The organism is Gordonia alkanivorans (assembly GCF_004011905.1).
Lineage (GTDB): Bacteria > Actinomycetota > Actinomycetes > Mycobacteriales > Mycobacteriaceae > Gordonia > Gordonia alkanivorans.
Window position 1 is genome coordinate 4,705,566 of record NZ_CP027114.1, and the last position, 14,205, is coordinate 4,719,770.

The following is a 14,205-nucleotide window of genomic DNA, read 5'->3' on the forward strand; positions in this document are numbered from 1 at the left end:
TCGTCATGCCTCCGCGACCGACGTCAGAGCAGCTGCGCGCCTGGGTGACTCGGCCAGCTCCCAGGCACGTGCGAAGCGTAGGAGGGCACGCTCGGAGAGCGGCCGCCCCAGGACCTCGAGGCCGACCGGCAGACCGTTGTCGGTGAACCCCACGGGAATACTCATGGCGGGCAGTGAGGTCTGCGAGGCGATGACAGTGTTTGTCGGGAAGTCGAGCGCGGTCCACCTCTTGGCCGCGAGCTCCTCTCGGGTCGGTGCCGGCACCTGGACCGTCGGGTAGACGAGGAAGTCGACGTCGGCCTCCGCCATCATGGCGATCAGTGTGCGCCGCCATTCCTCTTGGCGCGCCCGGCCCTTGAAGTAGTTCGGATCGTCTTCGGGGTCGTCCGGGCCGTCGGCGATGTCGGCGAGTAGGTCGGTGAGCTCGTGAAAATCCCCCGCATCGACGATCTCCCGGATTGTCGACGGCCCGCCGTGATCCCTCGCGGCGAGGAAGTTCTCGAGATCGCTCTTCGACTGGATCGTGTAGAGCGATGTCTCTGCCACCCATGCCGGCAGGTCACCGAGGACCAAGCCGTCGACCACGCCCGCGCCCCGGCGGCGCAGCGTGTCCAGGGCCGCACGCACCACTCCGTTTGTCCGCTCCTGATCGTCGCCGGAACCGAAGGCGTCGGAAAGAACACCGACTCGGAAGTGCTGAAGTGCGTCGACGTCGACGCCGCTGACGGCCTCGACGTAGTCACCCACGTCCGAACTGGTGGTCGCGATCGCGGTGTAGGCATCGGCCGGGTCATACCCGACGATCACGTCCAGAATGGCCGCCAGGTCGGCGACGTTGCGCGCCATGGGCCCAGGTGTGTCCTGGAAATGCAGCAACGGCGAGAAGCCGGTTCGTGGGACGAGTCCGGTGGTGACACGCAGGCCGAAGAGATTCGTGAACGAGGAGGGTAGGCGGATCGATCCTCCCGTGTCCTCACCGATGCCGACCAAACAAAGGTTGGCGGTCACTGCGGCGGCAGTGCCCGCGCTTGATCCGCCCGTCTCCCGGTCCAGCGCATAGGGATTCTTCGTGTGCTGGGTGCGGGAGGAGAACGAGAACCAGCCCGCGGCGAAGTCGCACATCGCGGTCTTGCCGAGGATCACCGCGCCGGCCTTCCGCAGGCGATCGACCACGGTGGCGTCGACCTCGGGAATGTAATCCGCGAATGCCGTGGAACCGAAAGACGTGGGAATGCCTTTGGTCTCGCCCTGATCCTTGACCAGGACCGGCACGCCGTGCAGCGGGCCGACGAGGGTACCGGTTCGTGCATACCTCTCATCGATCCGACGGGCCTCCGCGATGGCTTCCGGATTGACGGTCACCACCGAGTTGAGCTGTGGCCCTGAGGGATTGTCGGCGTCGTCGAGCTCAGCGATGCGCTGGAGGTACCACGCGGTGACCTCCGCACTCGTGGTCTCGCCGGATTCGATCAGTCCGTGGAATGAACTGACAGAGAGCTCTTCATAGTTCACGTTCTTCTCCTGGTCCTCGTGGTCGGCACCCGTGTCCAGCGCGCGGATGATCGCTTCCGCGGTGTCGTGCAGGTGTTCTCTGGTGGCATCGAGCAGTGCGTCGAGGTCGCCCGCGAGCATGAGTTGCAACATGTGCGCATGCTGACGGTCGGCCTCGGTGAAGTCGTGCACAGCCGAGGCGTAAACCGCCATGTACGGCTGGATGCGGTCCCAGATGTTGTGGATGAGTTCGAGCAGATATCGACTGGTTCCGCACGCGTAGAACGTTTGGTGGAACTCGCGGTTGAGCTCGCGCCAGACGATGGGCCCGATACCGGGCTCCGCCATGCGATCAAGCACCGATCGCAGCGCGACCGCCGCCTCGGCGTCGAATGCGGGCAGTGCCCATTCGGTCGCCAGGCACTCCAGTCGCGATCTGATGGTGAACAGTTCCCGGATCTCGTCCGGGGACAACATCGTGATGGTGACCGCCCGTCGGTCGAACTCGACGAGCCCCTCGAAACCGAGGCGCTTCAGCGCTTCTCGGGTCGGCATGGTCGACACCCCGACGGACTCCGCGAGGGACCGAATGGAGACACGCGTTCCGGGTGCGATTCGGCCCTCGAGGATGTTGCGCCGGATCTGCTGATACACGCCCTCCGCGAGGGTGGGTGCCGCAGCAATACCCGTGCCCTGTGATATCACCTGCCGGGCTTCACTCTTTGTGATCACACGGAGATCGTGGCGGGCCGGGATGACGAAACTGTTGTTGTCGTGTTTCGGAAATGTGACGCCGCTTCGGCCTCACGCGCGTCCAGCATTGCGCTTTGCAATCGCGACTGCTTCACCCGCTGAGAGAGCACCGCCGCTGGGTCGGTGACCGGACAGCGGATCTCCGATGGGAGGCGGCCACTGAAGGCACCAGGGACTCGCTCCCGGTCCCGACGGGCGAGGTGGTCGTGCAGGCAGCACCGGTCCGGGGCACTGGGTTCATGCCGGGCGCAGCATTGGTTACGAGGCGCACGATCCGTCGTGGGACGCGATCACGGCGCTCCGTCTCAACCGCCGACGATCTCGGTCAGGCGTTTGCCGATGATGCCCACCGCGTAACCCAGTCGTTCGAACTCCTTGTTGGTGGTCTGCCCGTGGTAGTAGCGGTAGTAGATCTGTTGCGCGATGACGACGGCCCGGAAGAGTCCGAACGCCTCGTACCACCGCCACCGCTCCGCCGACATCTCGAAACCCATACGCTCGCAGTATCGTTCGACGAACTCCGCACGCGTGATCATCCCCGGCAGGTTCGTCGGGACGCGGCGCATGAGCTGTAGGTCGTCGGGATCGTCGGCCTGGATCCAGTACGCCATCGACCCCGCGACATCCATCAGCGGATCACCCAGCGTGGCCATCTCCCAGTCCAGGATGCCGATGACCTTCGTCGGGTCATCCTTGTCGAGCACCACGTTGTCGAGCTTGAAGTCGTTGTGGATGATGCAGTTCGCCACATCGTCGGGCTGGTTGTCGGCCAGCCACGCCATCGCCGCCTCGAAATCGGGCACGTCGTCGGTGTGCGCGTTGCGGAACCGGGCGGTCCAGCCGTCGACCTGGCGCCGGACGTAGCCGAGTCCCTTCCCGAGGTCGCCGAGACCGGTCTTCGCCGGGTCGACCGAATGCACCTCGACGAGCGTGTCGATGAAGTTGAAGCAGAGTTGCCGTGCCTGATCGCCGTCGAGCGGGACGTCGGCGGGCCACTCCTTGCGCGGGATGACGCCGTCGATGCGACCCATGACGTAGAAGTCGGCGCCGAGGACCGAATCGTCGTCGCAGAAGGCGATCATCGGTGCGATGTACCGGATCACCCCGGAGAGTTCGGACTGGATGCGGTACTCGCGGCGCATGTCATGCGCGCCGCGCGCCTTGGTACCGCGCGGGGCCCGGCGCAGGATCAGGTCCCGCGTCGGGTACCGCAGCAGGTAGGTGAGATTGGAAGCGCCACCCGCGAATTGCCGCACCTCGGGCACCGCGTCGAGTCCCTCGACGTCCGGCGCCGCGGTCCGCAGCCACGAGGCCACCGCCTCGACGTCGAACGCGTCCTCGTCCCGCACCTCGCGCGCCTCGGTCACCTGGTCAGCCATCGTGGGAAGTCACCCTTCTCGATCGTGAATGTGTGTGGACGGACGCGGTCAGCGGTACTTACCGAGTTCCAGGCGGGCAACGACGTTGCGGTGCACCTCATCCGGACCGTCGGCCAGGCGCAGCGAACGTGCACCGACCCAGGCCTGTGCGAGCGGGAAATCGTCGGTCAGGCCGGCACCGCCGTGGAGCTGGATGGCCATGTCGATGACGGACAAGGCCATGTTCGGCACCTCGACCTTGATCTCGCTGACCGCGGACAACGCCTCCCGCGACATGCCCTGATCGAGAAGCCAGGCCGCGTGGTGGACCAGCAGTCGTGAGCGGTTGATCGCGATGCGGGCGTCGGCGATCCGTTCGCTGTTGCCACCGAGCCGGGCCAGTTGCTTACCGAACGCCTCCCGCGAAAGTGCCCGCTTCACACCGAGTTCCAGTGCGCGTTCGGCCAGGCCGATGGCACGCATGCAGTGATGCACGCGCCCCGGGCCGAGGCGACCCTGGGCGATCTCGAAGGCGCGGCCCGGTCCCAGGAGGATGTTCGACGCCGGGACGCGGACGTCGGTGAAGGACACCTCACCGTGGCCGAACGGCTCGTCGAAATAGCCCATGGTGGTGAGCATCCGGTCGATCGTGACGCCGGGCGTGTCGGTCGGGATGAGGACCATGGTGTGCCGCGACTTGCGGTCGGCCTCGGCGTCGGTGACGCCCATGAAGATCAGGACCTTGCAGTCGGGGTGCCCGACACCGGTGGAGAACCACTTGGTGCCGTTGATGACCACATCGTCACCGTCGAGAACAGCCGACGCGGCCATGTTGGTGGCATCCGAGGAGGCAACCGCCGGCTCGGTCATGCAGAAGGCGCTGCGGATGTCGGCCCGCAGCAGCGGTTCCAGCCAGCGCTCCCGCTGCTCCTCGGAGCCGTACCGAAGCAGAACTTCCATGTTTCCGGTGTCGGGGGCGTTGCAGTTGAAGATGACCGGCGACAGCGCCGACGATCCCATCGCCTCGGCGATCGGGGCGTAGTCGACGTTGGACAGGCCCTCTCCCCCGTCGGTCCCGAAGTCGGCGGCGTAGCGACCGGCGTGCGCAGCGGGCAGGAAGAGGTTCCACAGGCCCTCAGAACGCGCCTTCGCCTGCAGTTCGGCGATGATCGGCGACGGCGTCCACGGATCGCCGTCCCCGTCGCGCCGTTCCTTGATGTCCTGGTGGATCCGGGATTCGACGGGTTCGATCTCGTTGGTGACGAACGCCCGCACTCGCTCGGTGAGCTCGGCGGACCGTGGGGACGGAGAGAAATCCATTCCCCGACCGTATCGCGGAGGAGCCCTTTCCGGCGGCTACTTCCAGTACAGCGTCGAGCCGTCCGGTCCGGCCGTGGTGCTCACGAGTTTGGCGAAGCAGTGGTCGGGGTCGAAGCCCTGGGTTCGGCACCAGTTGTTCGCCTCCACCGGGCCAGGGAACGTCGCCGCGACCGTCACCCACCAGCCCTGGTACGAGAACACCGGCCACTCATCACTCCACAGCAACTGAACATCGTTGAACCGCAGACGAAGTGCGAGGAACTCGTCGAGGATGGCCTGATCGTCCCAGGTACGACCGTCGGCCACCAGACCCGGACGTTTCGAGCTGAGCTGGGCAACCCAGCGGTTGTTCAGGTTGGCGAGGATGAAGGCGCGGTCGGCGTCGGCTTGCAGGCGAAGGGCGTCGACGCTGGTCGCGGTCACATCCGTGCCGGCCGGGAACGCGGCGCCCGTGGCGACCGACGATGCCGCCGGCATGCCCGAGCCCGGCGTGGCAAGCGAAGGTGGCGGCCCCGGCGTCGGGCCCTTGTCACAGTCGACGAGATACTGTCCCCCAGCCGAACCCGAGCCACCGGCAGAACCCGAACTCGGTCCGCTTCCGTTCAGCGTGTCGGGCAACCGGAAGAAACTGCCCGGCGGGTAGGTCAGCTCGAGATCGACGGCGCTACCACCATCGGGCGCCGGGACGGCGAGCGGGGATCGCTGGAAGTCGAAGATGCCCGACGCGACCAGACCCCCGCCATCGGAGACGGTGATCCGGGTCTGCGGACCGAACAGGACGTCCCCGCCGGGACACTTCGCGGTGACCCTCATCGTGACGACGAGGCCACCGGTGGCGGTGCGGAACGACTGCGGGGTGAAGACCGGCGGCGACCCGCACGGTGTCACGTACTCCGTTCCCCCACCGCCGGAGCCGCGGTCGCTCGCCCGGGTGGTGCCCGGGACGATCGCGCGCGGACCCGTCGGGGCGAATCCGGTGATCGTGGTCGAGGTCAGCGTGACCAGACGGTCGCCGATGGCGAAGGTGCGGGGTCGACGTAGGTGTCGTCCTGCGCGACAACGTTCCCGATCGCGGCCGGCGGCATCGACCACACCGTGGACCCGGTCGCCAGATCGATGGCGACGACACCGTTGTCACGGGACGGCACGATGACGCGTTCACCGTCGGTGACCCCTTCACCCGTCCGTCCTCCATACGCACCCGCCGGGGCAGTCCAGCGCGGCCGGCCACTGTCGGCGTCCAGCGACACGACTTGCCCACTGTGCAGGTAGACGAACTCACGGTCATCGGCGACGAACCCCGTGACGATGCCGTTGGTGAAGTCGGGAATCGACCATGCGGTCTCGCCGTCGCGGAGATCGACGTAGGCGCCACCGGCCAGCACCCGGTCACGCTGGCCGGGTGTCGCGACAGATGCGACCGCCAGGTAGACGCCCGGGAATTCTGCAGTGGTGCCGTCTGCGCGCAGGTGCACGACCGGCCCGTTCTGCGGCTGCCCACCGTTCATGCTGCCGCTCAACAACATCAGCGAGCCGTCCGCGAGGCGTCCGATGCCGGTCCGACCGGGGCTCGTATAGACCACACGTCCGTCGTCGGCCGACACCACCCCGATGACGCCGTCAGCGCTTGCGACGAACTTGTCAGTCGCCGTGAACTGCGACGAGTCCCCGCTCGGTAATGCCTCGGGAAGGGTCACCGTCTTCTGCCACTCGGTGCCCTGTGGCGTCAGCTTGATCAGCGTCATCTGGCCTTGCCCGCCACCGAACTGCCGCACGAATGCCGCGCTGCCGTTGAACGCGATGCCGAAGGCCGACCCCGGGACCGGCACACTGCCGGCCGAGCGTCCGGTTCGCGTGTCGATGAAGTGAGCGCCCGCGTTGCCGAGACAGGCAATGGTGTGATCGACGATCGCGTCGGAACACGACGACACCGGCTCGTCGAACATCCACCGTTTTCCCGATGCGACATCGATCCCCAGCACACGGTGTCCGGAGGACGAGTTCCCGCGGTCCGCTCGGAGCAGGGTCACGAGTGTCTGGTCGTCGTGTACCGCACCCAGGGTCTCGTATGACGATTCCATCGTCAGCGGTGACACATACGAATCCGCCCCGAACGATCCCGACTCGACGGCCCACACCGCACTCGGCGCCGTGGGATACGACCCCGTCAACTGTCCGGCGAGCAGGTCGGGCTCCTCCGCGGACTGCGTCGTCTTCCACCACACGACGCCACCCACGACGAGGGCGAGCACGCATGCCAATGCGATCCCGGTGACGACATACGCCTTGGTGTTCGACCGGCGCGGAGGTGGCGGCTGCCAACCGGGCGGTGGATACCCGGGAGGTGGATACCCCGGCGGCGGTTGCCAGCCGGACGGTGGGTATCCCGGCGGTTGGTAGCCCGGCGGTTGGTAGCCCGGCGGTGGATACCCGGGCGGTCGCATCGGGGGCGCCATGCCGGTGGGCGGATGGGGACTCTGGCCGAACTGCGTCGACGCGTACGGGTCGGGTTGCGCCGGCCCGGCGCCGGAGGGCATCGTCGCGTGCGGGTCCGGGCGACTGTCCTTGTTCAGCGAGACCCCGGGTACCACCGTGGGACGAACAGGTTGGATGGACGTCGGCGACTCGTCGGATGGCCGGGGCGCGTCGGCATCCCCATCGGACGGCGGACCCGGATGCGACATCTTCACAGTCAATCCCAGTCGCACGCGCCCGAACTATCCCCTGCCCGGACGATTTCCCGGGTCAGCTCGAGTCGGCGGTGGGAACGTCTGCACGCCTCCGCGTTTCGTACCGTGCGAGCACCCAGGTGCACAGCGCGACCCACAGCACCCCGAAGATCCAGCCGGACACCACATCTGTCGTCCAGTGCACGCCGAGCTCAATTCGGGTGAGCCCCACGAGAATCGACAGCAGCGGTGCGAGCAGAAGAATCCACCGATGCCCGCGCACCCACGCGAAGCAGCGGTACGCCACCACCGCGCAGAGACCGAACACGACCATCGTCATCATCGCGTGGCCCGACGGATAGGAGAACGAGTCGATGTTCAGCAACCGATCCTCGATCGGCGGCCGGTTGCGCGCGAACCCGAATTTGAGTCCCTGCATCAGTGCGTAACCGAGGAGGGTTCCGACGCCGACGTACACGGCGTCGACGCGCCGACCGGCGGCCGCCAGGCCGATCACCGCCAGGACGGTGAGTGTGGTCAGGATCAGGGTGTTGCCGAGAAGCGTGACGAACTCGGCGATCGTGTTCCACGGCTCGGCGCGATTCCGGACGACCCAGTCCCACACGTTCTCGTCGATCGTCGTCGGCGACAGGAACATCGGTCCGACCTTCCTCTCCTCCGGCGTGCCGGCAGCACGGCCGACCCTGACTGCACCGACCCTAACCCGACGCCGCGATCGTTCGACCGACCGACGCCGCGCACCTCGTGCCCTCGCGAAACCCGACGCTCAAGCCGTCTTCAAGTGCGCCACAAGAGGCGAGACCGACAGTGGTCACCGTCAGCCCGAACCCCACACACCAGATGAGGACCCACCCGATGACGACCCACCCCGCCGCCGCCACGTTCCCGATCCAGCTCCGCCTCCCCGGTCAGGCCGCCGCGCCCGACGGGCCGATCGACCCGTTCATGATGTACGTCCTCCACCACGCGTTCCGCCGCGACCTCGCCGACTTCGCCGCGGCCGTGCCCCGCACCAAGCTCGACGACGCCGGTACCTGGCGCGCTCTCGCCGACCGTTGGACGATGTTCGCCACGGCACTTCATCACCATCACAACGGCGAGGACGTCGAGCTGTGGCCGCTGCTCGAGGAGCGCTGCGACGACGCCGAGAAGCGCGTCCTCGAGGCGATGGATGCCGAACACGACCAGATCGACCCGATCCTCGAGGAGTGCCACGCCGGGTTCACGACAATGGCCGCCCACGCCGACGAGCAGACCCGTTCCGAGTTGGTCGACGCACTCGTCCGCGCCCAGCCGATCCTCGGCGATCATCTCGCCCACGAGGAGACCGACGCGATCGCCATCGTGCAGCGCCGGATGACGATGCACGACTGGGAGGAGTTCGAGGCCAAGATGGGCAAGCAGTCGGGCCTGGGCGAGATGCTGAGGATGAGCCCGATGATGGTCAAAGGTCTGTCCGACGCCGACCGCCAGGCGGTGTTCGCCCGCCTCCCCGGCATCCTCAAGCTGCTCATCAAGCTCGGTGGATCGCGCTTCCGCCGGCTCGACAGCCGCGCGTTCTACTACCTGAACCGATGAGCGCGTGCTGGTCGGGCGGTCCCGGCCGCCCGCGGGATCGCTACCTCACCCCGGAGGCGCAGGCTGCGAACAGCGCTTCCGAGCGGAGGGCGCGATCCTGCAGCGGGTCCGGGCCACGCCGAGACGTCACTTCGCGAGCGCGCGCCCGATCACGAGACGCTGGATCTGGTTGGTCCCCTCGAAGATCTGCGTGATCTTGGCCTCGCGCATGTAGCGCTCGACCGGGAAGTCGCGGGTGTAACCGTAGCCGCCGAAGACCTGCACCGCATCGGTGGTGACCTTCATGGCGGCGTCGGTCGCGACGAGCTTCGCGGTCGCCGCGGCCCGCGAGTACTCCATGCCCGCATCACGACGACGCGCCGCGTCGAGGTAGGTGGCGCGCGCCGAGTCGACGGCGGCGGCCATGTCGGCCAGCACGAACGACAAACCCTGATGGTCGATGATCTTGCGGCCGAACGCGGCTCGCTCCTGCGCGTAATCCACCGCCGCATCGAGAGCCGCCTGCGCCAGCCCGGTCGCCACGGCCGCGATGCCGAGCCGCCCGGAGTCCAACGCGGAGAACGCGATCTGCAGGCCCTGTCCCTCGGCACCGAGACGACGATCCTCGTCGATGAAGGCGTTGTCGTACGACGCCCCGGTGGTCGGGACCGCGTGCAGACCCATCTTGTCCTCGGGCTTGCCGAAGGTCAGACCCTCGGTGTCGCGGGCGACGAAGAGGCAGGAGATGCCCTTCGATCCTTCGCCGGTCCGCGCGAAGACGTTGTAGACGTCGGCGATACCGCCGTGGGTGATCCATGCCTTGGAGCCGGTCATGGTGTAACCACCCTCGGTGGGGGTGGCGCGGCACGCGAGCGCCGCGGCGTCGGACCCGGCCTGCGGCTCACTCAGGCTGTAGGCGCCGATCAGCTTGCCGTTCAACAGGTCCGGGAGCCAGCGCTGCTTCTGCTCCTCGGTGCCGAAGTTGAACAGCGGGTGACACGCGAGTCCGTGAACGCTGACCGCGACCGCGACCGACGCCCAGCGTGCGCCGAGCTCTTCGAGCACCTGCAGGTACACCTCGTACGGCTGTCCGCCGCCGTCCCACTCGGTCGGGTACGGCAGGCCGAGGAGGCCGGCCTCACCCAGTTCGGCGAACAGCCCCTCCGGATACTGCCGATCCTTCTCGTGCTGGTCGACGATCGGCTTCATCCGCTTGTCGGCGATGTCGCGGACCAGCGCGATCAGGTCGCGAGCCTCGTCGTTGGGGAGCAGACGGTCAACCGGCATCGGTACCTCCATGTCAGAGAGCTCAGGTAATCAAACTAGTACTCAAGTCCTCTGCACAGTACTATTCCGGGAGCGGTCAGTACAGCCGACGTAGTCGGGAGGAGTCGTATGCCACGCGAGGGGTTCGCGACGCGGCGTCGTGCCGCCCTGTTCGACGCCCTGCTCGAGCTGATCCTGCGCGACGGTTTCGCCCACCTGTCGATCGCCGACATCGCCTCCGAGCTCCGGTGCTCCAAGTCGACGCTCTACACCCTCGCGGCGAGCAAGGAACAGCTGGTCACGGCCACCGTCACCCACTTCTTCCGCACCGCGACCGAGCAGGTCGAAGCGCGGGTCGCGGCGTCGAACAGCCCACGCGAGCGGGTCATCGCATACCTGGTCGCCGTCGGTGAGGCGCTGTCACCGGCGTCGGAGGCGTTCATGCGCGACCTCGACGCCTTCACCCCGACCCGCTCGCTCTACGAACTCAACACCGCCGCCGCCGCGACCCGGGTACAGAAGCTGATCGCCGACGGTGTCGCCGCGGGCGACTTCCGCAACATCGACGCCGCCTTCGCCGCCGACCTCGCCGCCTCGATGATGAGTCGCATCCAACGCCGCGAGGTGTGGGCCGCCACCGGCCTCGACGACGCCGCCGCATACCGCCAGCTCGCGAGCATCCTCACCGCGGGGATCGACGCGGGCCGGCAATAGGTTTCGCTGACCGAAACCTACTGCTGGCTGCCAGATCCGAACGCGCGCTTACCCCATCGCTGCCTGAGGTGTGAGGAGCGTAAGCGACGAGCCTCGAAGGCCTGGTGAGTGGTTGTCGAAAACTCTGATGTCGCAATAGGTATCGCTGATCGATACGAATGGCTACATCTGGTGCGTTGGTGAGTCGCCAGCCCTTCGAGGCTCGTCGCTATCGCTCCTCGCACCTCAGGGAGCAGGAGTTGCGGGCGACATCGGTCCGGCTTCAGGACGTAGGAGCCGCACGCCGCTCGAGATGCGTGACCCCGTCCTCCACCCACCAGCGCACGCGGATGTCTCGCTGGGAATCCGCAGAGCGCAACGAGATCCACAACTCGTCATGCAACCGCACCTGGCCACGCGGTACCTCGACCCCGCGTTCGGCACCGAAACGCACCGCCTCGGGGTGGGCCCAGGTCGCGGCGTCGCCGGGGTCGCGGACGGTCGCGGTGTACTCCTCGGAGCCGAGCGGCAGGTCGAGCAGCGTCGCCAGGACCTCGGCGTCGGCGGGAGTGATCACCGGTCCGGCGAGAACCGCCTCCAGGTCCGGCACGGCCTGCAGCAACCACGGCTGGTCGACGACGACCGCGCGTTCGGTGACGGTGCCGGCGATCGTCCGAACCCGTTCGGGCACCTCGACATCCGCAGGATCGATGACGCCGCGACGGCACGCCGCGACCACGGCGGCGTGCACCATCACCGCGGCACCGGCGGAGATGTCCCGCTCCGGATCTCCGAGGCGAATCAGCAGGAGGTCGGCATCGACGGCGGTGTCGGGTTCCAGGCGTGCGAGCGCACCGACCAGCGCGTCGGCGTACGGATGGTCGAGGGGGTCGATGATCCCGGCGAGGATCTCGTCCGACGGTGCGCGGTACTCCCCCAGCAGCAACCCGTCGACCTCGGCGTGCCGACGCAACCACCAGGAGGTGTACCCGTCCCGGTCGGCGAGCAGCGGCGCGATGTCCTCGTCGGTCGCCATCATGGTCAGCGCCTCGGACCAGGACCGGTCGTCGATCAGGTCGAGATCGCGTACCGCGGTGAGCCTTTCGGGCGCGTCGGGCAGCGTGTCCCACCAGTCCTCCTCATCGGGGAGGTCGTGGTCGGGAGCGACCGGCAGCTCGTCGTCGACCGTGAGGAAACCCCACCCGACGCCCAGCCGCCGCAGTTCGCCTGCGCCACACTCGGAGACGACCTCGTCGTCGACGACGCAGAACGGATGATCGTCGACGAGGACCGAGCGGAGCGGACTGTCGGGAAGCAGGAGCTCATCGGCGGGACGGAGTTCGCCGTCGGTGTCGAGCAGCGGCAGGGTGGCCAGCCACGTCGGTACCGCCGCGTCCGGGTCGGCGCGCAGTACCGCACAGATCTCGGCGGCCAACCCGTCGTCACCGGCGCCCTCGGGGTCGATGTCCTCGATCAGCACCCGCAGCGCCGGGTCGGCCAGCGCATCGGTGACGGAAAGTTCTTGCACGCCCAGACGTTCCAGCAGCGAGTGGCGGGCGTCGGTGTGGACGGTGGGAATCCACCGTATCGGGGTCGCGATGCGATCGCTGACGAAAAGGCCGCGAACCCCGACCGACATCCGGCCGTCCGACCGTGGAATCGGCAGCGCACCCAGTTCCTCGACCTCGCGTCCCGTGGACACGAGCGGCGTGAGCGCCTCGTACAGGTCGTGCCACCAGGACGGTTCATGCTGCAGTCCGCCGAGTCGCTCGGCAAGCGCCGCCAGCCCCAACTCCTCGACCCCCAGCCGACCCATCGTCGGAAGGTGTTGCGCGAGAGAGATGTCGGGATGCACGAGGTCGGCGAAGTGTTCGGCGAGGATCTCGGCCAGGCGATCGGTGAGTCCGATGAGGACGACGGCCCGCGACGGCAACAACGCCTCACCGTCGGCACCCGGCAACCACGCCGTGTCGCGGAGCTGCTCGCGCACCGCCTCGATCAGCCTGACGTCGTCGCGATTTCGCGCGAGGTGCAGTTCCGGGACGAGCTGTAGTCGACGCACCGGGTCGAGGAGGAGCAGCAGGTCGACGTAACCGACTGCGGCGTCGCGGATCTCGGCCCGGGGGTGCAGGTGCCGACGATCCGGGGTGAGCGCGAGGTCGGTGATACACCGGCACGGCAGGCTCAGTTCGATCTCGGTGGGCGTGGGTGCGCGCAGGACATCGTGATCGGGTGTGCGACCACCGTCGGCATCGACGAGCCAGCGTGTACCGCCACGGGTGACCTCCAGCCAGCGCTGCGTCGACGACGCCCCGGCGCCGTCCACGGACACCGTGACGATCGCCGACGAGGCCTCGTCGTCGTCGACCTCCGGCCCGGCGGACCGCTCGGCCTCGATCTTCACACCGTCGACGGTGATCCGTTGCAGTGCAGCAAGTTCGACCACGAGATCGGGAGCCTGGGCGAGCATCGCCTCGATCAGCGGACCGGAAGGCTCACGCAGGCTCAGGACCACCTCGGTGTCGAAACCGTCGGTGTTTGAACCCGCCCCCGCCCCCGGCCTGACCTCCGACGGCCACACGAGCCGCAGGACCGGAACCGTGTCACCCGAAAGCCCGGCGTCCCGAACGGCTTCCACGGTCTGGGCACGGTCGAAGACGATCGATCCGGTGCGCGAACGGACCTCCACACGGTCCGCGACCGTTGCGGTGGCGGTGAATCCGACGCCGAACCGTCCGATCTGACCGCCGGTGGGTGTCTTCGCCGACACCCGCAGCGCGGCGAGCGACCGGACGCCCTCGACAGTCAGCGGCTCACCGGTGTTCGCGACATGCAGCTCGTCACCATCCACCCAGATCGAGAGCTCGCCGGCGACCCCCGCCGCAGCCGCGGCGTCGGCGGCGTTGGCCGCCAGTTCGGTGAGCAGACGGTCGCGGTATCCGACCGTCACCAGATCGGACTCGGCGGCGGCATCCTCGGCGAGACGTGTCGGCGAGGCCACCCAACCGTCGAGCGTCGACGACCGCAGTGCGGCGGTGTCAAACGGGTCCGGGCCGAACGGATCGGCGCTCATGGAT

Annotated in this window: 10 protein-coding genes; 2 read left to right on the forward strand and 8 right to left on the reverse strand. The window is 67.7% G+C overall.

What is annotated here, in order from left to right:
- Nucleotides 1–3: 3 nt before the first annotated feature.
- From C5O27_RS21370 to C5O27_RS21390, 6 genes are all read right to left on the reverse strand, one after another.
- Nucleotides 4–2,223 carry an amidase family protein gene (locus tag C5O27_RS21370; RefSeq protein WP_244216550.1) on the reverse strand — a complete coding sequence of 740 codons (2,220 nt, stop codon included), beginning with the start codon at nucleotides 2,221–2,223 and terminating at the stop codon, nucleotides 4–6.
- Between the two features lie 326 nt (nucleotides 2,224–2,549).
- Entirely contained in the window at nucleotides 2,550–3,623 is a 1,074-nt protein-coding gene (locus C5O27_RS21375; RefSeq protein WP_127963605.1) for a phosphotransferase family protein, read from the reverse strand.
- Between the two features lie 48 nt (nucleotides 3,624–3,671).
- Complete coding sequence (locus C5O27_RS21380; RefSeq protein ID WP_127963606.1) at nucleotides 3,672–4,922, reverse strand: acyl-CoA dehydrogenase family protein; 1,251 nt, start codon at nucleotides 4,920–4,922, stop codon at nucleotides 3,672–3,674.
- Between the two features lie 36 nt (nucleotides 4,923–4,958).
- On the reverse strand, nucleotides 4,959–6,014 hold the full coding sequence (locus tag C5O27_RS23065; protein ID WP_244216551.1) for a hypothetical protein: 1,056 nt from the start codon (nucleotides 6,012–6,014) through the stop codon (nucleotides 4,959–4,961).
- Complete coding sequence (locus C5O27_RS23070; RefSeq protein WP_244216552.1) at nucleotides 5,915–7,606, reverse strand: outer membrane protein assembly factor BamB family protein; 1,692 nt, start codon at nucleotides 7,604–7,606, stop codon at nucleotides 5,915–5,917. Before C5O27_RS23070 ends, C5O27_RS23065 begins: the two co-directional genes overlap by 100 nt.
- Nucleotides 7,607–7,667: 61 nt before the next feature.
- Nucleotides 7,668–8,249 carry a phosphatase PAP2 family protein gene (locus C5O27_RS21390; RefSeq protein ID WP_127963607.1) on the reverse strand — a complete coding sequence of 194 codons (582 nt, stop codon included), beginning with the start codon at nucleotides 8,247–8,249 and terminating at the stop codon, nucleotides 7,668–7,670.
- A gap of 218 nt (nucleotides 8,250–8,467) precedes the next feature.
- Here C5O27_RS21390 and C5O27_RS21395 point away from each other — a divergent pair, with 218 nt between their 5' ends.
- Nucleotides 8,468–9,190, forward strand: a complete 723-nt coding sequence (locus tag C5O27_RS21395) for a hemerythrin domain-containing protein (protein ID WP_127963608.1) — start codon at nucleotides 8,468–8,470, stop codon at nucleotides 9,188–9,190.
- Between the two features lie 126 nt (nucleotides 9,191–9,316).
- Here the strand turns inward: C5O27_RS21395 and C5O27_RS21400 are convergent, their stop codons facing one another.
- On the reverse strand, nucleotides 9,317–10,456 hold the full coding sequence (locus C5O27_RS21400; RefSeq protein WP_127963609.1) for an acyl-CoA dehydrogenase family protein: 1,140 nt from the start codon (nucleotides 10,454–10,456) through the stop codon (nucleotides 9,317–9,319).
- A gap of 108 nt (nucleotides 10,457–10,564) precedes the next feature.
- Here C5O27_RS21400 and C5O27_RS21405 point away from each other — a divergent pair, with 108 nt between their 5' ends.
- On the forward strand, nucleotides 10,565–11,149 hold the full coding sequence (locus C5O27_RS21405; protein ID WP_006360652.1) for a TetR/AcrR family transcriptional regulator: 585 nt from the start codon (nucleotides 10,565–10,567) through the stop codon (nucleotides 11,147–11,149).
- Nucleotides 11,150–11,411: 262 nt separating this feature from the next.
- On the opposite strand, the gene C5O27_RS21410 is transcribed toward C5O27_RS21405, so the two are convergent.
- On the reverse strand, nucleotides 11,412–14,201 hold the full coding sequence (locus C5O27_RS21410) for a sacsin N-terminal ATP-binding-like domain-containing protein (protein ID WP_127963610.1): 2,790 nt from the start codon (nucleotides 14,199–14,201) through the stop codon (nucleotides 11,412–11,414).
- Nucleotides 14,202–14,205: the final 4 nt, after the last annotated feature.